The organism is Paenibacillus stellifer, assembly GCF_000758685.1.
GTDB lineage: Bacteria > Bacillota > Bacilli > Paenibacillales > Paenibacillaceae > Paenibacillus_AQ > Paenibacillus_AQ stellifer.
In genome coordinates this window covers 4,940,275-4,964,398 of sequence record NZ_CP009286.1, presented here as the reverse complement: position 1 = coordinate 4,964,398, position 24,124 = coordinate 4,940,275, and the positions used below count along the sequence as shown (strand labels likewise).

Here is a 24,124-nt window from a genome sequence, read left to right as displayed (position 1 = left end):
AAGCCCTTGTTACACAAAGCAATTTTGAGCATAAAAAAGGACTTCACCCCAACTTGGAGAAGTTTTCAAGTGACCAAACGAGAAAACCCAAGGGAGTGAAGTCACTATGTATATTCTCCAAGAAAGTCTATTTTCCTTTGAAGAGCTTCAAAAAATCGAATCGAAAGAGCGATTGCCCATCTTTTTCAGCGCTTTGGACCTGCGACCTTACGCAAGAGAATTGAGAAATCCCTCACCCCGAGGAGCAGACGGACACTGTCGTCAAGGCATTCTTCGCGCGCTACTCGCAGCTCCTTTAGAGAATATCGATACGTTCACCGGCCTAGCGCGCAGACTAAAGTTTGACCTCCGTTTCCGTTACCAATGTGGGCTTCGACTGGATATCCCCGCTCCTTCGATTTCTACATTAAGTCGAGTCTTTGCCGAGTTGACTGGCAAAGGCCTTGCCAAGCAGTTGTTTGAGGATCTTGTGACTCAGTGCCAAGAAGCTGGAATCATCGACGGAACTCATGTCGCTATCGACAGCGCCGCTATTCACGCTTACGAGAAAAAGGAACCCAAGCGAAAAAGTGAACTCACCGGCAATGCCAACTGGGGTGCCAAGTTTGACACCTTTGGCAACAAAGTCAAGTGGTTTGGCTATAAGTTGCATCTGGCCGTCGATGCCAAAAGTGAACTTCCCATGGCGCTCAAGGTGACCTCTGCCCATGTGAACGACGGAGACGAAGGGCCTGCACTCATGACGACTGTCGCTGCGAAATCTAAAGTGAAATTCTTCATGCTGGATGCGGGCTACGACCAAATAAAAAACTACGAGGCCGCCCGGAACGTCAAGGCGCAAGCCATTATTCCGCTGAATCCACGGAATGAAAAGGAACCGCCAGCGGGGATTACCCGCAAAGGCACGCCCTGTTGTTCGATGGGATTTCCCATGACGTATTGGGGACAGGAAAAGGTGCATTTAAAATTCCGTTGTCCACATGCGACAGGTCAAGTGGATTGTCCTTTGGGTATGGCCGCTTGTTCGTCCTCCAATTATGGAATGGTGGTTAAAATCAACAGTCAAACGGATCTCCGGCGTTATGCGCTACCGCATCGGGAAAGCCGAGGCTGGAAGGAACTTTACAATAAACGAACCAGTGTAGAACGCTGCAATTCTCGAATGAAGACCTATTTAACTGCAGACCAGCTTCACGTCTGGGGGATTCAAAAAGTGACAACTCACCAATATTTAAATGCGATTGTGTTACTTGCCTCTGCGCTTGCCATTGCGAAGCAACGAGTACAGAACGCCGCTTAAAAACTTCCGATTCATTGAAATTCTGTCCGTCTGTCTATTTTTCACTCCACTCTCACAACACTGAGATTTCGTTGTAACCTAACTTTGACTTTAAATCAAAATATGAATTATGCAAAATGCTCAATTAGGAATAGTATACTTTTTCTACTTTATATAATGTATGTTCGATAATTGGGCAGAGATCGGCATCTACTTTGTAAAACTTAATTCGAAAGTATAAACTTTTTAAAAAGTTCTTTATATTATTTTTTTGCTTAAAGGCAGGAAGAAATTCTGGATTTATCTCCACATCACCAAAACTTTGAATCCATTGCTCTACATAAGTCTGACTAAGTACTTTTCTATTTAAAACACTAATTACGGAGTTTACCATTCTCTCATCTTCCGCGTAGGAGTAAATTCGATCTGTTATGGTCATCTTTTCGTAAAGCAAATCGAGGATGATTAAGAGGTCGTTTTTATCCAGTTCGGAAAATTGAGCCAAATCGTCTAAAGCATCTGCTGCGTGGGCTATGGCATGAGCCCAGCCTTTTTCTTCGTCATACCCACGGTAATCTTGCTCGTTTTGTACATTGTAAAACACTTTCTCTTTTATCTGATGGATTTGTTCTCTTGAGAGAAATGGTGATTCTTTATGCCTCATGAAGAGGAGCGGTATGACTAGCATAGAGAAAGATCGAGTGAAGACAGAGTCTATATTTGTTTCACCAAGCTTAAAAAGCAAATGGTTGTTATCCAAAACAACTGGCAGAAGTTGTTCTAGTTCGTTTGCAGTTGGAAAATTACCAGGAATCCAATGTGATAAGGTAGTATAAATTAGCTCATCACGTAATTGGGCATCCATAGAACCGATATTATCTATCATTTCTTGTATCAAGTGAAATTTGAATTCGATACGATTTACCAGCTCGTTTTGGCAATTTGTGATTTTTACCAACAGCCGAATATGAAATGTCGCAGCAGCTATACAGGGGCCTTACAATGGGCTACCGGAAAAACGAAGATGAACAAGGAAGAGGTTGCCAACCGGGTATCATTATTCGTGATTAAAGGATTATGAATAGCCAAAATATTGTGTTCACGGGAAAGAGCGTTAAATACAGCGGCGATCCAAAGATTTTTATCTATGGATGCCGCCGTTTTATTGTTTAAGTCAACCCAAATAATAACATCCAATTAAACGGAAAGTAGGAACTTGCGAAGAGTTCCTGCTTTTTTCTTTTAGTAGAAGGGATTGGGAAGATAAACATATCATAGATTTTTTTTACAATAGAATGTAATATTCAGGAATTAATAGGCATAAGTGTATTATTCGAAAGAGAGGTGCATTGGTGAAACTTTATATTTATCAATATGGATTTGTCTTAGATAAGACAACTAAAATTCCGGTTCCTGGATTCTTAATTCAGACGGATGATGGCAAAAACATTTTAGTGGACACAGGCTTCAGAAAGGAGGACCCTTTTTCGGGGAATTTATTGGCAGAGGAAGAAGATACCGTTGAAAAGCGGCTTTTATCTATTGGCTTAGCCCCAAGTGATATTCATTACGTAATATGTACACATCTGGACCCGGATCACTGTGGTTATCATGATCTTTTTTCCAATGCGACATACCTGATACAACAAGAGCATTATGATCTTGCTAAAAGCGGTGCAAACAGTCGTCTCGAAACGTACAGGAAATATTGGGACTTGCCCCATCTTAATTATCAGGTGATTGAAGGTGACTTCGAACTTGTGCCAGGTATTCATTTGATTCATACACCCGGTCATATGATTGGACATCAATCGGTTTTAGTGAAACTCCCTACCTTAGGTAGTGTGATTATTACTGGAGATGCGGTTTTCCGTCAGGATGAATACTTGTCTGAGCAAGCCAATGATCTTGATAAAGAAGCCCAGATGAAGACTAATAGCATTAGAAAACTGAAAGCACTAGAAAAAGAACATAATGTCAATCTAGTGGTATTTGGACATGATCCTGTGCAATGGCCGCACCTGAAAAAATCGCCCGAGTATTATCAATAAAGTGCGAAATATTTCTTGGAGGTAATGGAACGTGATGAAGAAAGTTGATGCAAAGGTAGCGCTCAGCCCCATACCATTGGTAGTGATCGGCACGGAGTTTGATGGTAAAGTCAATTATATTACGGTTGCCAACACAGGTATGCTGGATAGTCAAACTGTATTGGTAAGTGTTGGAAAGATTCAATACTCCAATAAAGGGCTAAAGGACAATAGGACCATGAGTATCAATGTCCTTTCCGAGGAGATGGTAGCTAAAGCGGATTATGTAGGGATGGTTTCCGGAGCGAAAGTTGACAAATCTAGCGTATTTGAGAGTTTCTATGGAGATTTGAAAGGTGCTCCTATGATTAATGGGGCCTCTGCCTGCATGGAGTGTGAAGTGGTAGAAATCGTTGATATGCCTAATCATAATGTCTATGTGTGTACGGTTAAAAATACCTATTGGAATGAAGACAGCATAGTAGATAATAATTTGGATATTTCATTGGCAAAGCCGCTGCTTTTTGATGTTTATCAAAGAAAGTATATAAAAGTCGGTGACGTCATTGCTGATGCGTGGTCAGTAGGTAAGACTTTGATCTAAGAAGAGTGGGGTGGCAGACGTAATGCAGTACCGGGTAGGCGAGCGTTGAAGCCGGCCCCAGCGCAAATCAATCGATTTTTGATGATACTAACGATATAGGGAAAATCAAAAAAGAACCTGGCATCCTGCCAGGTTCTTTAATATTGCGTATATACAAACGTGATGCTATAATCAGAACGCAACTATTTATTTAACACAGACGTAATTATCTCATCTTATATTTCTAATATACCATGCCGGTAAACTCTTGTCAAATGTTTTTCTCAATCTAATGGTTAGGAGAGATATTGAATGGGTGAATGGGTTCTCGGCTTTCAGGAAATGGACAAGACGCAGCTGTTGCTCGTTGGCGGAAAAGGGTTGAATTTAGGGGAATTATCCAAAATCGAAGGTATTCAAGTGCCGGAAGGATTTTGCGTTACAACGGTGGGATATCAAAAGGCCATCGAACATAATGAAGCGTATTATGCTTTGCTGGATCAATTAACAATGCTAAAAGCAGAAGACCGGGATCAAATTGGTGAAATCAGCAGGAAGCTTCGGCACATCATTATGGAAGCAGAGATTCCTTCCGATGTTGTAGAAGCCGTGACTCAATATCTCTCCCGATATGGCGATGAGCATGCTTATGCTGTGCGCTCCAGTGCGACAGCCGAAGATTTGCCGCAAGCCTCTTTTGCCGGTCAACAAGACACTTATCTAAATATCATCGGCAAGGAAGCAATCCTGCAGCATATCAGCAAATGTTGGGCTTCCCTGTTTACGGATCGCGCGGTCATCTACCGTATGCAAAATGGATTCGATCACAGTCAGGTCTATTTATCCGTTATTGTTCAAAGGATGGTGTTCCCGCAGGCTTCAGGAATTTTATTTACCGCTGATCCGATCACTTCCAGCCGGAAGCTGCTGTCCATTGATGCCGGTTTTGGACTTGGCGAAGCGCTGGTCTCCGGCTTGGTGTCGGCTGATTGCTATAAAGTACAGGGAGAGGAAATCGTCGATAAGAGGATAGCAGCCAAGAAGCTGGCAATCTATGGACTAAAGGAAGGCGGAACAGAAACCCGGCAGATTGATCCCGAACAGCAGACGGCTCAAACCCTTACTGACCGGCAAATTGTACAACTGGCACGCATCGGAAGAGAGATCGAAGCTTATTTCGGCTGCCCGCAAGATATCGAATGGTGTCTGGCCCATGATACTTTTTATATCGTCCAGAGTCGGCCGATCACTACTTTATACCCGATCCCTGAAGCTGATGATGGGGAGAATCATGTGTACGTCTCTGTCGGCCACCAGCAAATGATGACCGATCCCATTAAACCATTGGGATTGTCTTTTTACCTGTTAATAACTCGCGCACCTATGCGTAAAGCCGGCGGAAGGCTGTTTGTGGATGTCGCACCTAATCTGGGTTCTCCTGCTGGCAGAGATTTCTTAATCCATACCTTGGGCCCATCCGATCCGCTCATCAAGGACGCCCTTATGACCGTCATCGAGCGGGGAGACTTTATAAAATTGCAACCAGATGTGAACCAGGGACAGAGTTCCGGGACAAGCCATATAGGGCGCTCGCCTGCGGGTTCTCAAGATCAGCCCGAACTTGATCCGTCTATCGTTTCTGATTTGATTAAGGACAGTGAAGCATCGATCGAACAGTTGAAGCTCAGCATCCAGTCGAAATCGGGAGCGGATTTATTTGCTTTTATTCGGGAAGATATAGAGCAGTTAAAGAAGCTGCTATTTGACCCGCGAAGTATGCCTGTGATTATGGCGGCTATGAATGCTTCAGCATGGATCAATGCAAACATGAACCAGTGGCTGGGTGAGAAGAACGCAGCGGATACGCTTGCTCAATCTGTACCGGGCAATATTACTTCGGAAATGGGCTTGGCGTTATTGGATGTTGCAGATGTGATTCGCCCATATCCGGAAGTCGTTGATTATTTGCAGCATGTGAAAGATGAGCACTCTTTGGATGGAATGATTAAGGTTGAAGGCGGGCAGGAAGCCCTGGACGCGATCCATAAATATCTCAGCAAATACGGGATGCGGTGTGCCGGAGAAATCGATATAACCAGAACCCGGTGGAGCGAGAAGCCGACTACACTTGTCCCCATGATTCTTAACAATGTTAAGAGCTTTGAGCCAAATGCCGGCAGCCGGAAATTCGAGCAGGGGCGGCAGGAAGCGCTGAAGAAAGAACAAGAGCTGCTGGAGCGATTGAAGCAATTGCCGGATGGTGAACATAAAGCCAAGGAAACCAAAATCATGATCGACCTGATCCGCAATTTCAGCGGGTATCGGGAGTATCCGAAATACGGCATAGTTAGCCGATACTTCGTGTATAAGCAGGCGATGCTGAGAGAAGCCGAACAGCTCGTGCAGTCGGGTGTTATACATGACAAAGAAGATGTCTACTACCTCACTTTTGAAGAGTTTCACGAAGCCGTGCATACCCATAAACTGGATTACCGGATCATCGACACACGAAAAGCCGAGTACAAATTATACAAAAAACTGACTCCGCCGCGTGTGATCACGTCTGATGGTGAAATCATTGCAGGCGAATACAAACGGGAAAATATCCCGGCCGCGGCCATTGCAGGTCTGGCTGTCTCTTTCGGCGTTATAGAGGGACGGGCGCGTGTCATTTTAAACATGGAAGATGCTGAGCTGGAGGAGGGAGATATTTTGGTCACCCCCTTCACAGACCCTAGCTGGACGCCGCTGTTTGTCTCCATCAAAGGGCTGGTCACCGAAGTTGGCGGACTGATGACCCACGGAGCTGTGATCGCACGCGAATACGGCCTGCCGGCAGTTGTCGGAGTGGAGAATGCCACCAAACTGATCAGAGATGGGCAACGCATTCGCGTGAATGGAACAGAGGGGTATATTGAGATATTGTAATATTGTGATTTTGAGAAAAAGAATAGAAACGCCCGGAAGACCCTAATTAATGTACGCGGGTCCGGCCGCCAAGTCTGTTCATGGAATTTTGACAGGACTCGGGGGGACATGAATTCGAACTAATTGTCCGGCTGAACAATAGGCATCATGTGAGATCATTATGTGAGATCCTCATGTGAGATCCTCATGTGCTAAAATGAACTAATACTATGCGTTTCTTAATCTACAAGGAGGCCACTATGCAACTGATACATCCTCAAGATATCCAGTTCCGGCTCGAGCACCTCGCCGGTCAGGATCTATATATACATCTCGAACTCACGACAGGCGCCTACGCCAGTCACTTGGACAGCACCCGGCACCCGGCTTCGGTGTTCATTACCAATGCGGTCATCCGATATACGCATGGCTCCATCTCGGGCACGGGCCCATACCGGGTCGGTCTAAAGACAGAGCAGGGCTGGGTTTATGCCGAAGGCCTTACACATGTTGATGACAATGAAGCGGAACGATTAATTCTGGCTGGGCATGACAGTCAAGGAAAGCTAATTGTAGCCTTGCAGTTGAGCCGGGAGGGGTTCTGATGAAAGCGGAGGGTCAAGCGGCGGTAATGAATACGAAACATGCTGAACATAGACGCATCCTGGTTGTGTTTCCCCATCCCGATGACGAAGCGTTCACTGCAGCAGGGACGCTGGCTATGTACATAGAAGGCGGTGCACAAGTCACCTATGCTTGTCTGACACTAGGGGAGATGGGGCGCAATATGGGCATCCCGCCGTTCGCCAACCGGGTCACTTTGCCAGCGATCCGCAAAGACGAACTGGCAGGGTCCTGCCTTGCGATTGGCATCCAGGATTTGAGGATGCTTGGCCTCCATGACAAAATGATCGAGTTCGAAGACTGGGAGCTGCTCGACAGTATGATCATGGAGCTGCTCGAGGAAGTGGCCCCGTCGCTGGTTATTACCTTCTATCCAGGGTACAGTGTGCATCCGGATCACGATGCAACCGGTGCCGCCGTCATAAGAGCGATAGGCCGGCTCCCCGCGGCAGAGCGTCCGCTGGTGCACTGCATCGCGTTCGCCAACAATCATGAGCAGATGATCGGCAAGGCGGATGTGACCGTAGATGTGACCGCATTTCTTGAGAAGAAAATGGCGTCGATCCAGTCGCACCGTTCGCAATATCAGGCGTTGGAGCTTGCTGGCGATCAGGAGCTGACTGATGAGCAAGCCCGGAGCCGGTACGGGACGGAACAGTTCTGGACCTACACGTTCGACTAAACAATGAGCAGCAGGAAGCGGTAATTGCCTGATTAGTGCTCCATAACCTCCCGAGGGCTTTCAACAGGCCTAGCCGGGAGGTTTTGTTTTGCCTAGGGACTGTATACAGCGCTGCAGTTCAGGAAAGGGTTTGCGCAATCCGCCATTTTCTAATACATTGTTTACAGATTAACAAGTTAGAGGTGGCATATGAGAGAGCTTAACAATATTGAGGAACACATCCTGGACCGGGCCTTATATTTAATGGGAAAAAAGAAATCTTGCGATATCTCCATTCGAGCTATAGCGAAGGAAGCGAACGTGAATGTGGGCGCCATTAATTACTATTTTCGGACAAAGGACGAGATGGTGAGGCTGGTTAAAGAGTTCTACATTGAGAACACCATGACCGTGCTGGACATATTGAAGAGCGAAGAATACGGCGATGAAGAGAAGCTGCTGTTGGCCGCCAATGAGATTATGGAGTATTCATTGCGTTTTCCCGGCAATATGGTCATCCATGCGCATTCGATGAAAATAGCCGGGGAGGATGCGACCTCCGGGAGAATTATCAGGCTATCTGCGGAAATCGGGGAGCGCCTGAAGCAATTGCTGCGGAATCTTATAACGGGTGATGAGACCAGCCATAATTACAAGTACCTAATGTTCACCTCATCCATCAATTACCCCACGGAATATGAAGGAATTGCCGAAATGGACAGCACGTTCTTAATGCAGAAAGAGGCAAGAATGGAGTATCTTAAACTGCTGATTAGAGCTTTGCAGTCGGTTTAATTCCTTAAGACCTTAAGTTGCTGAATTGTTCAAACATTATGTTTCAAACATATTGTTTTAATTTTGGTTCTCCGATATAGTTATCGTACAGGCAAGCCGGTGAGGGTTGATTTGTGAATTAATGAACAATCTTCGTGCTTGCATGGCAAAATAACGCGATAACGCGGAGGAGAATTCATATGGCGTTTACTACTTTGTTCAGCCCTATTCGGATCAGAGGTTTGGAGTTGAAGAACCGGGTTATACTTCCCGCAATGGGAACAAAGATGCCTAGCGAGGATCGTTACGTCACACAGCAGCTCATTGATTATCAGACAGCCCGGGCCGAGGGAGGCTGCGGATTGAATTTTACCGAGGTATGCTCCGTTTATGGACCTGCTTCCCCCAAGAACTTCCTTGCCATTTCCGATGACAAATATATTCCCGGACTAAAGCGGCTTACGGATGCGATTCACGAAGCGGGAGGCAAAGCGGGGATTCAGCTATGGCTTGGAGGACTGGCGGTGGCCAGCGACCCCGAGCAGATGATTATTATTCCAAGTCCCGTACCCGTCCAGGGAACAGAGCATACGATTCCCGGAGCGGAGATTTCTACGCTGAAAGAAGCGGCTAAGGCATTCGGGGAGGGCGCCAAACGGGCGGTGGAAGCGGGATTTGACACCATTGAATTTCATGCCGGCCATAATTACACGCCTCATTCCTTTCTAAGTCCTTTCTTCAACCGCAGAACGGATGAATACGGCGGAGATTTGAAGAACCGGGCCCGTTTCCTCATCGAATGTATCGAGGCTATACGCCGTAATATTCCGGATGAAATGCCGCTCTTTATGCGAATTGACGCGCATGACGATTATTTGGAGGGCGGCTTGACCATAGAGGAAGTGATCGAGTTCTGCGGCATGGCCAAGGATGCCGGAGTAGATGTGCTGGACGTGTCGCGCGGCAACTTCTCCTCCGCGGCCATCAAGTACGAGGTTCCACCGATCGACCTTCCGAGAGGCTTCAATGTTGACAACGCCTCCAGAATCCGGAAGGAGACTGGAATGCTGACCGTGGCGGTGGGACGGATCAACGCCCCGGCCCAGGCCGAAGAGATTCTGGCTGATGGCAAGGCGGATATGGTCGTCATCGGCCGCGCCCAGCTCGCGGACCCCGAGTTCTGCAACAAGGCCCAGGCGGGACAGACGGAAGATATCGTCCAGTGCGTCGCATGCAATCAGGGCTGTTATGACGGATTTGTATCAAGCGAGATGCCCTTCATTACCTGCTTGAGAAATCCGGCACTGGGAAGAGAAGCGAAATATCGGTTATCGGCAACGGATCATCCGAAGAAGGTCGTCGTTGCAGGAGGCGGAATCGCCGGTCTGGAAGCAGCCATGATCCTGAAACACAGAGGTCATCATCCCATTGTATGCGAAGCCGGGGCGACGCTCGGCGGACAGTTCGCGCTTGCCGGCGAGGCTCCGAGAAAAGAAGAGATGAAAGAGGCGGCCTTGTCCCGTGGGGAACAGGTGGTCAGAGCAGGGATCGAGGTAAGACTTGGAACGCCTGTCACCGCCTCTGTGCTGGAAGAGCTGCAGCCGGATGAAGTGATTGTCGCGGTAGGCGCCGCCCCGATGGAGCTGAAGGTCCCCGGCGGTCATCTGCCGCTGGTCACGAATTCCCATGACGTGCTTGCCGGCAAGTCGGAAGTGTCGGGCAAAGTGATCATTATCGGAGGCGGGCTTGTAGGCCTGGAGGTCGCGGAATATTTGCATGGTAAGGCTTCGGAAATAACTGTAGTCGAAATGCTGGATCGGGTAGCCAAGGATTTGGGGGATTTGCGCTCGATCTGTGTAATGGAGAATCTGAACGCTTCCGGCGCACAAATACTGACAGATGCCAAATGCGTGGAGATCAAGGAGCATGGGGTAGTTATCGAGAGCAAGGGACAGATTGCAGAGTATCCATGCGATTCCGTCGTGGTAGCCATCGGTGCGAGATCGCGTAATTTTGAGACCATCAATGCGTACTGTGAAGACCACCATATTCCATGCCATGTAATCGGAGATGCGCTGCGTGCCCGCAGAGCTTTGAATGCCGTTGCTGAAGCTCATGAAGTTGCGAGAGTCATTTAACAGGCACGCTGCTGAAAGCGAAGAGAAGTGAAGTGAAATGGAGTGAAGTGAAGTGAAGAACAACCCGCGCCGGGTTGTTCTTTTTTACATGCGGATATCCGGATCGCCCCCAGCCGTTCTGTATAGCTTTCGTAAATCAGGATAACCTTGGACCAAGCGGCCCGATTGACAGACCTTCATCCATCCACTAGGGTTAAGGTGCAGCCGGGTATAAGGCAATAATGAACAAAGGGGCCGGAGACTGATGGTAAAAGTGCTTGTCGTCGACGACGAAGCCAGCATCGCAGGGGCGGTGTCCTATGCGCTTCAGAGAGAGGGCTATACCGTGCAAACGGCGGGCAACGGCGAGGAGGCGCTGGAGCGGGTGGAGTCTTTTCAGCCGGATGTTATGGTGCTTGATGTCATGATGCCCAAACTGAATGGGTACGAGGTATGCCGCAGGCTGGAAGGCAGGGAGCGCAAGCCGGCCATTCTGCTGCTGACGGTCAAGGACGATATTGTGGACAAGGTGCTGGGGCTTGAGCTTGGAGCCGATGATTACATGACCAAGCCCTTCGATATGCGTGAAATTATGGCCCGGGTCAAGGCGCTGTCCCGCCGGCGGGGAGCGGAAACAGCCGCACCTGCGCCTGCAGAGGACGTGCTTCAGGCGGGCGATTTAACGATAGAAAATTACAGCCGGACGGTCCTGCTGCATGGAGAAGCGCTGGAGCTGACGCCCAAGGAGTTCGATCTGCTGGCGCTGCTCGTACGAAATCCTGAGCGTGTCTATTCCCGGGAGGCGCTGCTGGATCAGGTATGGGATATCGACTTTGCGGGCGGGACCCGTACGGTGGATATTCATGTGCAGCGGCTGCGCAAGAAGCTCGGGGACATGCAGGGTTTGATTCAGACGGTGTACGGGATCGGCTATAAGGCCACAAGGAAGCAGACATGAAGAGAATGTTTCGCATCGGATTAAAAGGGAAGCTGGCGCTGCTGCTCGCCCTGCTCCTTGCTTTTGTACTGGTCCTGCTCAGTGTGCTGGTGCTGGCTGGCATACGGGATGACCAGCAAAGCCGCCTCGAACAGTCCTTCGCCCATCAGGCCGATGCCGCCAATCTGCGGGTGCGGCAGCAATTTCTGACCGGCGAGCCTGTGGAGCCGGCGGCTTTCATGGAGCGGAACGGGCAGAAGCTCGCGGTGGACTTGAGCGAGCAGAGCGGGATGGCCGTGACGCTGTATGACGCGGAGGGCGCCTTTGCCGGAACCTCGCTTCCGTTCCAGCCGCAGGCCGACGTTAAGGATGCTCTGGCTTACACCTCCAATAAGCAATCCGTCTATATTACGGAAGGCGATCAGATTCTGTATCTGGCTCCGCTGTATAATGCGGATCAGTTTCTGGGAACGCTGCAGTTTCACGCTTCCCTGGCGGAGCAGCATGCATTCTACAGGCGAATCCAGAACCTGTTCCTCGGAATCGGAGCCGCGGTGCTGGCATCCGGCTTTCTCCTCGGGTATCTCTACGTCTGGCGCCAGGTGAACGTGATCGGAAGGCTGAACGAGGCCGCCCGGCGGATCGGGCAGGGCCGGTATTTGAAGGAACCGACGGTGCGCCGCCGGGACGAGCTTGGCGAGCTGGCGCAGGGCATCTATGAAATGAGCGGAAGCGTGGAGTCTTCGGTCAATCTGCTGACGGATGAGAAGCAGAAGCTGCTGGCGGCCATCGTCAGGCTCCAGGAGCTGGAGCAGCAGCAGAAGCAGTTCATCGGCAACATCAGCCATGAGCTGAAGACACCGCTGACCTCCATTATGGCATACGCCGATCTGCTGGAGATGTATCAGGACGACCCGGCGCTGCTCGGCGAAGCCCGGATGCAGATCCGCAGGGATGCGGAACGGCTGTACGGGCTTGTCGAGAAGGCGCTGCAGCTCTCCGCGATGGATATTTACGACTTCGAAACCCATGCGGAGACGGTGCAGCTTAAGCCGCTGCTTGAGGAGGCGGTGAGCCGGCTGGAGGGAAAAGCGGCCAGCCGGCGGATCAGCCTGATTTCCCGGCTGACCGAGGGAACGGTCTGGGCGGACCCGGAGCATATGATGCATATGCTGCTGAACCTGCTGGATAATGCGGTCAAATACAACAGACCCGGCGGCTCGGTTACGGTCTCCAATATGCTGGAGGACGGTCTGGAAGGGGAGACCCGAATGAAGATTGAGGTGACCGATACGGGAATCGGCATTCCGGATTCGGCGAAGGAGCGGATTTTCGATCCTTTCTATACGGTGAGCGCCGACAGATCACGGGAGACGGGCGGTTCGGGGCTGGGGCTGCCCCTGGTTCGCAGCCTGGCCGACAAGCAGAACGGGAGCGTATACCTGGCCGAGACGGGCACGGAAGGCTCCAGATTTGTCCTTACGCTTCCCGCCGGGAAGCCGGATGCGCAGCAGGGGAAGAGGGATGTACGGCAGGGAAAGCCCGGTGCGGAAGAGGTCCGGGAAGATGACCCCGAGCATTAAGCAAGCCCAGGACTGTATACGGCAGCCTGGGCTTTTGGCATACATTTGTTTACAAGTTAGATACAAGCCGGATATGTATTGGAGATATTGCGGCTCTATACTGAATTCGAACAGGGAAGCAGCTTGAACAACTACTGCATTAGGAGGGACCTGTAATGAACACAAGAAGCCAAAGAATAATCATGAAGCTGATCGCCGCCTCCGCGCTGGTCGCCGGACTAACCGCGTGCCAGCCCTCCGGCGCGAAGGTAACGCCGGTCCATTCAGATAACGGCAGCCAAGCCACAGCCAGCGCCGGATCGGGAGCTGCGTCCGGCGACGGCCGGAAGCTGACCATAGTGAAGGGACCTGCCGACCAGGCCAGCCAGGATATCGCGATTGCGCGCATTCACCGGCTCGAAAGCGTCTCCCTCGACCATTGGAAGTCGGACGATCTCGTCCAGATTACGACCACGGAACTGGTCAAGCCCGGTACGGAGACACAAGAGCCGGAATTCGCCTATCTGTCCTCCACCTATGATGTGACCACGGGAGTTAAATCCGGCGAGGGCAAGAACGAAGAGACTGCCGCCGGGAGAGTGGCCAAGGAGGAAATTTCCCCGGACGGAGCATTCAGCTTTATCCAGGAGTGGCAGGACAAGTACACGGCCCGCAACTGGATCAAGAACCGGCAAACCGGCGAGAAGAGGGAAATCAAAGGGCCGACGTATCTGGAGACGGGAAGCTGGATGGACAACGATACTTATATTTTGGCGCCGGGTTCCAAGGAAGGCCGGGGAGAGCTTCTTTCCATCCAGACAGACGGCACGGTCTCCACGCTGCAGCTGAACGATCTGGAGGTCGAGGCGTTCGGGCAATTCGGAGCGGCGCAGGGACGGATCTATTACACCGACAACAACCGGACACTGAAATCATTCGATCCCAAAGAGACGAAGCCGGTCTCATTGCTGAAACAAGTAGACCGCTTCGATATATCGCCTGACCGGAAGTGGATCGCTGTCACTTTACGGACCTCGACGGGGTTGTCCGGAACCGAGCTGCGGCTCTTTGATCCCGCCGGAAGCCCGAAGGGCACCCTGATGGCCAAAGGCGACACCGTTACGTATACCGCCTGGTCGCCGGATTCCTCCAAGCTGGCATTCGCCGTATATACGGAGGAGACCAGCGGAATGAACGGCGTGTATGTCCTTGACACAGCTTCAGGCAAAGTATCGCTGGTGGGACCGGGCTATTATCCGACCTATCCGCTTAGCTGGAATCCTTCCGGCACACGGCTTGGCGTTACGTTCTCGGGAGATCAGAGCCTGCCGGTTACGGAGATCATCGATTTTAAGTAAGAAGAACAAGATATCAATCAAGAACAACCTGGGAGGAATATACAAATGAATAAGAAAATGAAGAAATCGGTAGCAGCTTTGATGGTGATGGGCATGACCCTCTCGGGAGCGGCGGGCGTGTACGCGGGCACGAATTTGCAGAAAATTTCGGCCTATCTCGATCGCCAGACTACCATTACGGTAAATGGGGCAGCTTTTACTCCGACGGACTCGAAAGGAACGAAGCTGGCACCGATTAACTATCAGAATATGCAGTATGTGCCGCTCCGGGCTTTTGCAGATGCGCTGAAGGTTCAGGTGCAGTTTGATGCCAAGACGCATACGGTGACCGTTGGTTCCAAGGGAGAAGCCCCAGCCGGGAATACCGCAGGCTATTCCACAGTCAGCTACAGCAAGTCGCAGCTTCAGGCCATCAAGGCGGAGTTTGCCAAGTTTCAGGGATTTGAATCAGCATATGCCCCTATGAAAATGGTTCAGGGCGACGCCTTCAAGCAGGCAGCAGCTTCGGATGACGGTGTAAGCCTGCTGTTCACTCACATGCGGGTCAGTGTTTCTCCGAGAGACTACTCCTATGAATACGACGGTACTTCGGTTACGCTGAAAAACGGGCTGAAGGGTAAATGGTACACGCCTAGCGACACACCGATGCTGACCTTCAAGCTGGATGACCGGTTCGTAACCTTGAGTTCAACCGATCAATCCGTCAGCAAGACGCAGCTGGAAGAGATCGCGGCTAGTGTTGCGAAAGTGAAGTAATGACGCAGTGAAGTGCCGAGAGTCAAATCATGCAGATCATGCAATGGAGTCTAGCAATAGAGTCAAGTACGAACAATTAAGCAGCTAAATTAACCTGGCAAGAGTGAAAGCGAAGAAGAGTGAGGGAGGCAGAGGCCCCCCGGGTCCCATAGCAGTATTTTATATTAGAAACTTATATAAGTTTGTGATATAATGTCGGCATGAATACTAAATCCGATTCCCACAATTACAATGCCGCCGATTTCGCACTAGTGCTGGAAGACCTGACCAGGATCATGATTCGTCTGCCATCCATTCAAAAATACAGCTTCACCACGCTGTCCGTCCTGCACACGCTGACCCTCAAGAGCCCGATGCGGCTGACCGAGCTTACCGCAACGGAGCAGGTGACCCAGTCGGGCATTACCCAACTCGTGACCCGGCTTGAACGGGACGGACTAGTGGAGCGGCGGTCCGATCCGAAGGACGGACGTGTGGTTCAGGTGCATATTACCGATGCGGGCAGAGAAGTTATTGATTCCCGGCGAAATGACAGAATCGTGCAGCTTTCGTCCTTTATGGAAGGACTCACTCCGGAGGAACGGCAGGCCATTTCATCCGCGATTCCTGCAATGCGGCGGCTCGCCAGGCTGGGAAAAGAATCCTAGCCCGAATTATGGCCGGGGCTGTCTGATTTGGCGGACTTCATAATAGGGAGGGAACCTAATGACAGCAGCCTCTTATGTGCTGGAGCCTTACTCCATTCACGTACCGGATGAAGTGCTTGACGATCTGAAGCATCGCCTGCGGGCCACCAGATGGCCGCTCGATGCCGGGAACGAAGACGGGTTCTATGGCGTGAAACGGAGCTATCTGCAGGAACTGGCCGATTATTGGATTCACAAGTATGATTGGCGCAAGGCCGAGAGGGCTATTAACGCCTATGAGCATTACCGAGTGAACATTGACGGCGTTCCCGTGCATTTCATGCGCAAGCCGGGCACGGGATCGAGTCCGATTCCCCTGATCCTGTCCCATGGCTGGCCCTGGACGTTCTGGCACTGGTCCAAGGTTATCGATCCGCTGGCGGACCCTGCCGCATTCGGGGGAGATCCAGCCGATGCCTTCGACGTTATCGTGCCGTCCCTGCCCGGGTTCGGATTCTCGGCGCCGATTCCGGGCCGTCCTGATATGAACTTCTGGAAAATCGCCGACCTTTGGCACACCCTTATGACGGAGGTTCTCGGGCATACAAAATACGCGGCGGGCGGATGCGATGTCGGCGCGCTCGTAACCGGTCAGCTGGGGCATAAATACAGCGATGAGCTGTATGCCATTCATATCGGCTCCGCCCTGAAGCTGGATTTCTTCAGTGGGGAGCGGGCATGGGATTACGCCGCGGGACGTCCCATCCCGGATACGGTTCCCGGTCCGATCCGGACAGGAATACTGGAGCTTGACCGGCGTTTTGCATCCCATCTTGCGGTTCATGTTCTGGACCCTGGCACTCTTGCCTATGGCTTAAGCGACTCCCCGATTGGCATGCTGGCCTGGATTCTGGAACGGTGGACGAGATGGAGCGACAACAAAGGGAATATCGAAAATGTTTTTTCGAAGGATGACATTCTGACACATGCCATGATCTTCTGGGCGAACAATACGATCGAAACGTCGATGCGAATCTATGCGAACGCAAACCGCTACCCGTGGGCGCCTTCCCACTCGCGCCGTCCTGCTATTGAATCTCCGGCCGGCATCACTTTTGTAGGCTACGAGAATCCGCCGGGGGTTACAACCGAAGGCCGCGTACAGAACTTTCTGGACAGTGAACGGGCATCCTGGTATAACCCTGTCAACATCACTGCCCATGAAGAGGGCGGGCATTTCATCCCGTGGGAAATTCCGGAGCTGTGGGTAGAAGACCTGCGCCGGACCTTCCGGGGATGCCGGTGACTGGGGCGGGCTCCGGAAAGCGGCTCGCAGCACGCTAGAAACGTCCAAACAGCCCAAAGAGGCCATTGAAGTGTACAGCTTCAATGGCCTCTTTTTTACCGTTGGCATTCACCCGGTCTTATGATGCACCACCGCACCAATTACAGCTTAAACTTGGACACCATGTCCTCCAGCAGCCGCGCGCCTTCGACGGAACGGTCCATATAAGCCGAGACCTCTTCGGTCTTCTCGACAATGACGCCGGACTTCTCGGCGATGTGGGTGGCTCCGGCGGCGCCTTCGTTAGCGGCGATGGAGACCTCCTGAATGACCTTCACGATGCTGTGGATCGAGGCCAGAAGCTCCTCGGAGGTGGCGCTCAGGCTGGTGACGAGCCCGTTGATCTGGTCCGCATCACTCCGGTACCGGTCGCTCGCCTGCAGCATCGTTCCGTAATCGCTGCGCACATCATGCTCCACATAATTCAGCAGCTTGGCGGACTGGCCTGACAGATGCGATACCGACTGGACGACGGCCCCCGCGACCTGCTGGATTTCGGCAGCCGTGTTCTTGGAGTCGTCCGCCAGCTTGCGGATCTCTCCGGCGACCACAGCGAAGCCCCGGCCCGCTTCTCCGGCGCGGGCGGCCTCGATGGAGGCGTTGAGCGCAAGCAAGTTCGTCTTGGCGGTAATGTCGAGAATCGCGCTCGCCAGCATGTCGATTTGCTCGACCGCTTTGGCTTCTTCGAGAGCCTTGCCCAGCGACTCCTTCATGTCCGAGAACAGGATCAGAGCCTGGGCGTTGGATGCTTCGAAGCTCTCTTTCAGGCGGCCGGCTCTTTCATTAATCTCCTCAACTGACTGGGCGCCTTCCTGGGCATGAACGGCGACGCTTTCGACCGCGTGTTCCATTTCATGAGAGGAAGCGTTCATTTCCTGCGTGGAAGCAGCCGTTTCTTCCATGCCTGCGGACAGCTGCTCCGTGGTGGAGGAAATGTCCTCGACTTCCCGGCCCAGCTCGTTCATGCTGGCTTTGGTGCTGCCAATCGCCTCCTTGAGACGGCCGGTCTCCTCGATCACGCTTGTGATCAGAGTGCGGAATTCCTGCCTTGCTCCCGCTTCCGCTGTGATGATGGAGGCAAATTCATCTTTTTCATTCAAATAGGAACCAAAGCTGTCGTCGTATTTCAGATCAAATTGCGCGGTCTTGCGGATCAGACCGAGAGCGGCTTGAGTGCGCCGGTTAACGTTGCGGATGATCCAGGCGCCCAGCAGCAGGGAGAGCAGCAGAGCGCCTCCTGTCAGCAGCAGGGTTTGCTTTTTCGCGTCCGCCACATCCGCTTGGTTCCGTGCGATAATATCCTGGCTGTAAACATCCAGAATCTCTTCCACCTGATTGATCGTGTTGCGCGTCAAGTCAAAAGCGATCTTGTAAGCGGCTGAATCAGTTAACGAATTCTGCTCGACATTGTAGAGGCCGGACCATGCTTTGAAGTTCTGGTCGAACTCGTCAAAAAGCTGAGTCACCGTCTTTCCGGACGTCTTGTGCTTGTAAGACATAATCGTACTGTCGCTGTGCTGTAAAATCTCTTTGGCTTTGCCCACCCGTTCCGCCGTCTGCTGAACATTCTCCTGATAGTCCGTTCTGGCCAGGTCTTGCTGCTGCCGGCTGCTCTCGGTCATCCGGGTTCGCAGGGCGGCATCGGCCTGATAAAAATCGCGGTCCGCATTAAGCAGCCAATAATCGCTTTGATGCGCTTCATTGTACAGGCGGTCTGTCAATTCCCCGTACACACGGGTTAACGAAGTGTTGGAGAATACGGCCAGCAGAGCAAGGGCCAGCAGTGGAGCGAGCAGGGGAATGCTCATTTTGATGCGAAGCTTCAGATTGCCTAGAGATAGACCTTTCAAATGGAACTCCTCCTTGATGAGTGACGGGGGACTGGTCGTCCCGCGCGCCTGCCGTTACGTTAATTAAACCTTGTAAAGCTCACATGGCTTATATCGGCACATCTCAGGGATTCCTTAACAAACGGACTCAGGTTCGCAAGTATCGGGGGTCGCGGCCAAGTGCTAAGGATACAGCTTCTCGCCCTTCGCCAGCATTTCAAGGAACTGCTGAATCCGTTTGTTTCTCGCTGCCGGCGTTCTCGACTGATGAAGCCGGTACAGGATGGCGTATTGATTTTGCCGGTTCAGCGAGTCAAAAAATGCCTTCGCTTGAGGCAGCTTGCTAAGCTCGGCAGCGAAATCCTCGGGAACTGAAGCGCTGCTGAACGACTCGTAGGCCTTGTCCCACTCACCGTTCTGCTTAGCCGCTTCAATTGCGGCCAAACCAGCCGGCTTCATCCGGCCTTCTCCGATTAACCGCTCGGCCTTCTCTTTATTCACCTTCGACCACACGCTTTTGGGCCCTCGGGGCGTGAAGCGCTGAAGCCAAGACCGCTCATCATGCTTCACCTTGTGGCTGTCGATCCAGCCGTAGCACAGCGCCGCTTCGAGCGCTTCAGCATAACTGACGGATGAGAGCCCGGAGTTCTTCTTCGCGATCTGCAGCCAAACTCCCGGCGAAATCGCGTGATGCTCCTCCAGCCAGCGCTCAAAGGCTTGAGAATCCCCGAACAGCATGATGAGCAATTCGTTATTCTTCACGGGCTTTGCCTCCTTGGGTATTACGTCTCGCGCCTTGGGTACCTGGCGCCCTGGGCGAATTGCGCTTTGCGATAGGCGGGGCTGCTCCGGTGTCTCTGCCTACTTCCGCAGGCTCGTCAGCATGCTGCGGATATGGCTGTCCATGAGCTGCCGGGCCGTCCCGCTATCATGCTCCTCGATCGCGATGGCGATCAGAATATGGTAGTTGGACGCTTTGGTCCGCATATGAGGCAGCGTATTCGTCTGCTTGCGGCCCTCCGCCAGCAGGGGGAGAACCGAACTCAGCATGCGGGCCAGTACCGGATTTGAAGCGCTCTCGGCGATCAGCTGGTGAAAAGCCAGGTCCGTCTCGAAGAAGGGCCCGCCTTCCTCCATCTGCCGCACCATCCGCTCCGCCAGATCACGCAGCCTGCGTACCTGCGCTTCATCGGCGCGCTGCGCCGCCAGGGCGGCCAGCTCCGGCTCGATCAGCAGCCGGGCCTCCAGAAGGTCGACGAGCGAGATATCCTCAAGTTCCTTGAGCGCCGCCGCCGGATCATCCAGGAGCAGCGGGTCGTTCCGCACATACATGCCACGCCCGTGTTCGATGCTGACATTGCCCTGGCTCTCCAGTATCCGCAGCGCTTCGCGGACGGTGGTGACGCTGACGGAGAAATCGGCGGCAAGCTGCTGCAGAGTGGGGAGGCGGTCGCCCGGCGCCCATTCTCCGTTCTGGATTTTCAGTTTCATAAGCTCCATCGTAGCCTGAAACGCGGTTTGTTTGGTCTGTTTCATATTTGTCCGCCCTTGTCTTGGAATGAATGCCCTTATTTTAGCACAGGTCCGATGAAGATAAGAGATTAGTATTGACTGCCTGCAGATAAGATAATATGATTGTAACACAAAGATCGTATCATTATAAATAAAACGACTAATAGCAGCGCTTAATTCTATGGTTTTTCGTAAAATAACTAGGAAATCATAAGTTTTTTCGAATATACGGGATGAGAATGCTGCTTTTTATAACTAAAGATATGATCTTTGATTTAGTGGACATCTATTCATTAACAGGTGAGGAGGAAGGAGATGGAGGTTGTTACCTTCGGCGAAACCATGGTTCAGCTTGCGGCGGACCGAATGGCTCCCCTGGAGTATGTGGACGGCTTTCACAAGCATGTGGCGGGCGCGGAGAGCAATGTGGCGATCGGGCTTGCCCGTATGGGACATCGCGCAGGATGGTTCAGCAAGCTCGGGAACGATCCGTTCGGACGCTATGTCCGGCAGTTCATCACAGGCCATGGCGTAGATACTTCAGAGGTGCGGACGACGGACGAGGCGCCGACGGGGGTGTTCTTCAAAGAACAAATCTCTCCGGACCGCATCCAGGTGTACTACTATCGCCGCCAATCGGCAGCCAGTCTGATGAATGAGCGCGAACTAAATGAAGCTTATGTGGCAAAAGCGCGCATTCTGCATGTCACCGGCATAACACCCGCGCTTAGTCCGGAGTGCCGTAAGCTGACCTTTCGGGCGATGGAAACGGCGAAGAAGCATGGAACAGCGATTGTATTTGACCCCAATATCCGCTGGAAGCTCTGGAACAGAGAAGAAGCCGGGGAGGTGCTCGGCGCAATGGCGGGGCTGGCCGATTATGTGCTGCCCGGCGTTGAGGAGGGCCGGTTCCTGACGGGAGGTCATACGCCGGAGGAGATCGCGGAGCGCCTTCTGGAAGGCGGCGCTGGAGCGGTTGTCATCAAGCTCGGCGGCGCTGGTGCGTATTACCGCAGCGGCGAGAGCTCCGGATATGAGCCGGGCTTCCCGGTAAGGCGGCTAATTGATCCGATGGGCGCCGGAGACGGCTTCGCCGCCGGATTTATAAGCGGCCTGCTGCTGGGCGAGAAGCTGCCGGCAGCCGTCCGGCGCGCCAATGCGGTCGGCTCCATTGTGGTGGGAGTCAGCGGCGATGTGGAGGGCCTGCCGACACGGCATGAAGTCGAGCGGCTCCTGGCAGGAGGAGCGGCCAGCGAAGATATAACCCGGTAAGGGGGATGCAATCGAGATCCATCAATCAGAAGGAGGAAGGACATGGACAAGGAGAGCCGGATTGAACAGCTTATCGCTTCGGGACTTGTGGCGGTCATCCGCCGCCCGGAGCTGGAGCATGTCGCGGGGATCGCGGAAGCGCTGGCCGCAGGCGGCGTGGGCGCGCTGGAGATAACGGCCGATACGCCGGAGGTGAACCGGCTGATAGCGGAGCTGAAGGCGAAGTACGGGGAACGGCTGCTGGTGGGAGCCGGAACGGTGCTGGAGGCGGCGCAGGCCGAGCGGGCAATTGCAGCGGGGGCCGACTTTATTTTTTCGCCCAATTTGAATGAGCATATTGTGGAGCTGACCGTAAATGCAGGGCGGATTGCCATTCCCGGCGTGATGACGCCGACGGAGATTGTCAGGGCGCATGAAGCGGGGGCTGATCTGCTGAAGCTGTTCCCCGGCAGTTCGCTGGGCGCTTCCTACATCAAGGAATTGCAGGGGCCGCTTGGGCATCTCAGGATGATGCCGACAGGAGGCGTGACGCTGGACAATGCTGGCTCGTATATTGCCGCCGGAGCGGTCGCGCTCGGTCTGGGAAGCGCTCTCGTGGACCGGCAGGCGGCAGCGCGGGGAGAGTACGGGAAGCTGACAGAGATGGCGCGCCGTTTTGCCGAAGAGGTTGACAAGGCCAGAAGAACAAGAGCCAAAGGAGCTTAATGCCATGAAAATTACAGGATATGAAACGTTTATCGTACCTCCGCGCTGGCTGTTTCTGAAGATAGACACGGACGAGGGCATCTCGGGCTGGGGTGAGCCGGTGGTCGAAGGCAAGGCGCATACGGTGCAGGCCGCCGTTGAGGAAATGATGGATTATTTGATCGGGCAGGACCCTCAGCGGATTGAGGATCTGTGGCAGACGATGTACCGGGGCGGATTTTACCGGGGCGGTCCGATTCTGATGAGCGCAATCGCCGGAATCGACCAGGCGCTGTGGGACATCAAAGGCAAGGCCTTCAACGCGCCCGTGTACCAGCTGCTCGGCGGCGCCTGCCGCAGCACGATGCGGGTCTATTCCTGGATCGGCGGCGACCGTCCGATCGATGTCGTCCAGGCGGCTCTGGAGAAGAAGGCCGCAGGCTTCACGGCGATCAAGATGAACGCCTCGGAGGAAATGCAGTTCATCGATACGCATGACAAGGTAAACGCCGTCGTCGAGCGGGTCGCCGCCATCCGCGAAGCCTGTGGGCCGGAGTTCGGCATAGCCGTTGATTTTCATGGACGGCTGCATAAGCCGATGGCCCGGGTGTTGGCCCGGGAGCTTGATCCCTACCGCCTGATGTTCATTGAAGAGCCGGTGCTGCCGGAGAATAATGAAGCGCTGCGGGACATCGCGGCTCATACGAGTGCGCCGATTGCGACAGGTGAGCGCATGTTCTCGCGCTGGGATTTCAAGCATCTGCTGATGGATGGGGTAGTCGATATCATTCAGCCCGATCTGTCCCATGCCGGAGGCATCACCGAGTGCAAAAAAATCTTCGCCATGGCCGAGGCGTTCGATGTGGCGGTCGCTCCGCACTGCCCGCTGGGGCCGATCGCGCTGGCTGCCTGCTTGCAGGTCGACGCGGCTTCATACAATGCCGTTATTCAGGAACAAAGCCTCGGCATCCATTATAATCAAGGCAATGATCTGCTGGATTATATCACCGACCCTTCGGTCTTTGCCTACAGCGACGGACATGTCCGGATTCCGGACGGACCAGGTCTGGGCATAACGGTCAATGAGGAATATGTCCGCGAGATGGCCAAGACGGGGCATCGCTGGCGAAATCCGGTGTGGCGTCACCGGGACGGCAGCATTGCGGAATGGTAGAAGCCGGTTAACAAGCCAGTGGGAAGGCAAGTCAAGAAGCCAGAAAGCCAATCAATCATAAGGCTAACAAGTGGGCGGCCAATAATTCAAAAAG

At 52.7% G+C, this 24,124-nt stretch carries 21 protein-coding genes; 17 read left to right on the top strand and 4 right to left on the bottom strand.

Going from position 1 to position 24,124, the window contains the following annotated elements; translation table 11 throughout:
* Window positions 1-106: 106 nt before the first annotated feature.
* Window positions 107-1,300 (top strand): transposase, encoded by a 1,194-nt coding sequence (locus tag PSTEL_RS22845; RefSeq protein ID WP_038694187.1) that lies wholly within the window; start codon window positions 107-109, stop codon window positions 1,298-1,300.
* A gap of 124 nt (window positions 1,301-1,424) precedes the next feature.
* Here the strand turns inward: PSTEL_RS22845 and PSTEL_RS22840 are convergent, their stop codons facing one another.
* Window positions 1,425-2,237, bottom strand: coding sequence for a DUF2785 domain-containing protein (locus tag PSTEL_RS22840; RefSeq protein ID WP_245625013.1), 813 nt, complete (start codon window positions 2,235-2,237; stop codon window positions 1,425-1,427).
* A gap of 394 nt (window positions 2,238-2,631) precedes the next feature.
* On the opposite strand from PSTEL_RS22840, the gene PSTEL_RS22835 reads away from it, so the two are divergent.
* The 13 genes from PSTEL_RS22835 (at window position 2,632) to PSTEL_RS22775 (ending at window position 17,520) form a co-directional block, all read left to right on the top strand.
* Complete coding sequence (locus PSTEL_RS22835) at window positions 2,632-3,330, top strand: N-acyl homoserine lactonase family protein (protein WP_038701535.1); 699 nt, start codon at window positions 2,632-2,634, stop codon at window positions 3,328-3,330.
* A 34-nt stretch (window positions 3,331-3,364) separates the two neighbouring features.
* On the top strand, window positions 3,365-3,913 hold the full coding sequence (locus PSTEL_RS22830) for a flavin reductase family protein (protein ID WP_038698931.1): 549 nt from the start codon (window positions 3,365-3,367) through the stop codon (window positions 3,911-3,913).
* Between the two features lie 291 nt (window positions 3,914-4,204).
* Entirely contained in the window at window positions 4,205-6,820 is a 2,616-nt protein-coding gene (gene ppsA, locus PSTEL_RS22825; RefSeq protein ID WP_038698929.1) for a phosphoenolpyruvate synthase, read from the top strand.
* A gap of 239 nt (window positions 6,821-7,059) precedes the next feature.
* Window positions 7,060-7,404 (top strand): YojF family protein, encoded by a 345-nt coding sequence (locus tag PSTEL_RS22820; RefSeq protein ID WP_038698927.1) that lies wholly within the window; start codon window positions 7,060-7,062, stop codon window positions 7,402-7,404.
* Window positions 7,404-8,105 carry a bacillithiol biosynthesis deacetylase BshB2 gene (bshB2, locus tag PSTEL_RS22815; protein ID WP_245625012.1) on the top strand — a complete coding sequence of 234 codons (702 nt, stop codon included), beginning with the start codon at window positions 7,404-7,406 and terminating at the stop codon, window positions 8,103-8,105. The genes PSTEL_RS22820 and bshB2 overlap by 1 nt, the downstream gene beginning before the upstream one ends.
* 189 nt (window positions 8,106-8,294) lie before the next feature.
* On the top strand, window positions 8,295-8,879 hold the full coding sequence (locus tag PSTEL_RS22810; protein WP_038698925.1) for a TetR/AcrR family transcriptional regulator: 585 nt from the start codon (window positions 8,295-8,297) through the stop codon (window positions 8,877-8,879).
* Window positions 8,880-9,058: 179 nt separating this feature from the next.
* Window positions 9,059-10,996, top strand: coding sequence for a bile acid Fe-S flavoenzyme BaiCD (gene baiCD / locus PSTEL_RS22805; protein ID WP_038698923.1), 1,938 nt, complete (start codon window positions 9,059-9,061; stop codon window positions 10,994-10,996).
* Between the two features lie 244 nt (window positions 10,997-11,240).
* A complete protein-coding gene (locus tag PSTEL_RS22800) occupies window positions 11,241-11,933 on the top strand; it encodes a response regulator transcription factor (RefSeq protein WP_038698921.1) in 693 nt (230 codons plus the stop codon).
* The gene (locus PSTEL_RS22795; RefSeq protein WP_084065271.1) at window positions 11,930-13,495 is read left to right on the top strand and encodes a sensor histidine kinase; all 1,566 of its coding nucleotides are present in this window, start codon (window positions 11,930-11,932) and stop codon (window positions 13,493-13,495) included. Before PSTEL_RS22800 ends, PSTEL_RS22795 begins: the two co-directional genes overlap by 4 nt.
* A 155-nt stretch (window positions 13,496-13,650) precedes the next feature.
* The gene (locus PSTEL_RS22790) at window positions 13,651-14,832 is read left to right on the top strand and encodes a WD40 repeat domain-containing protein (RefSeq protein ID WP_038698919.1); all 1,182 of its coding nucleotides are present in this window, start codon (window positions 13,651-13,653) and stop codon (window positions 14,830-14,832) included.
* Between the two features lie 45 nt (window positions 14,833-14,877).
* Window positions 14,878-15,588 (top strand): stalk domain-containing protein, encoded by a 711-nt coding sequence (locus tag PSTEL_RS22785; RefSeq protein WP_038698917.1) that lies wholly within the window; start codon window positions 14,878-14,880, stop codon window positions 15,586-15,588.
* Window positions 15,589-15,788: 200 nt separating this feature from the next.
* Window positions 15,789-16,235: a MarR family winged helix-turn-helix transcriptional regulator gene (locus tag PSTEL_RS22780; protein ID WP_038698915.1), complete on the top strand. Its 447-nt coding sequence runs from the start codon at window positions 15,789-15,791 to the stop codon at window positions 16,233-16,235.
* Window positions 16,236-16,293: 58 nt separating this feature from the next.
* Window positions 16,294-17,520, top strand: coding sequence for an epoxide hydrolase family protein (locus tag PSTEL_RS22775; protein WP_038698913.1), 1,227 nt, complete (start codon window positions 16,294-16,296; stop codon window positions 17,518-17,520).
* 140 nt (window positions 17,521-17,660) lie between these two features.
* On the opposite strand, the gene PSTEL_RS22770 is transcribed toward PSTEL_RS22775, so the two are convergent.
* The 3 genes from PSTEL_RS22770 to PSTEL_RS22760 form a co-directional block, all read right to left on the bottom strand.
* On the bottom strand, window positions 17,661-19,409 hold the full coding sequence (locus PSTEL_RS22770) for a methyl-accepting chemotaxis protein (RefSeq protein ID WP_038698911.1): 1,749 nt from the start codon (window positions 19,407-19,409) through the stop codon (window positions 17,661-17,663).
* 162 nt (window positions 19,410-19,571) lie between these two features.
* Window positions 19,572-20,150: a YdeI/OmpD-associated family protein gene (locus PSTEL_RS22765; protein ID WP_245625010.1), complete on the bottom strand. Its 579-nt coding sequence runs from the start codon at window positions 20,148-20,150 to the stop codon at window positions 19,572-19,574.
* 99 nt (window positions 20,151-20,249) lie between these two features.
* Window positions 20,250-20,924 carry a FadR/GntR family transcriptional regulator gene (locus PSTEL_RS22760; RefSeq protein WP_038698909.1) on the bottom strand — a complete coding sequence of 225 codons (675 nt, stop codon included), beginning with the start codon at window positions 20,922-20,924 and terminating at the stop codon, window positions 20,250-20,252.
* Window positions 20,925-21,215: 291 nt separating this feature from the next.
* Between PSTEL_RS22760 and PSTEL_RS22755 the strand changes: the two genes are divergently transcribed.
* Genes PSTEL_RS22755 through dgoD form a run of 3 tightly spaced genes read left to right on the top strand, consistent with a single transcriptional unit; the run spans window position 21,216 to window position 24,030 of the window.
* Entirely contained in the window at window positions 21,216-22,172 is a 957-nt protein-coding gene (locus tag PSTEL_RS22755) for a sugar kinase (protein WP_038698907.1), read from the top strand.
* Window positions 22,173-22,214: 42 nt separating this feature from the next.
* Complete coding sequence (locus tag PSTEL_RS22750) at window positions 22,215-22,877, top strand: bifunctional 4-hydroxy-2-oxoglutarate aldolase/2-dehydro-3-deoxy-phosphogluconate aldolase (protein ID WP_038698905.1); 663 nt, start codon at window positions 22,215-22,217, stop codon at window positions 22,875-22,877.
* 4 nt (window positions 22,878-22,881) lie between these two features.
* Entirely contained in the window at window positions 22,882-24,030 is a 1,149-nt protein-coding gene (gene dgoD / locus PSTEL_RS22745) for a galactonate dehydratase (protein ID WP_038698904.1), read from the top strand.
* Window positions 24,031-24,124 lie beyond the last annotated feature (94 nt).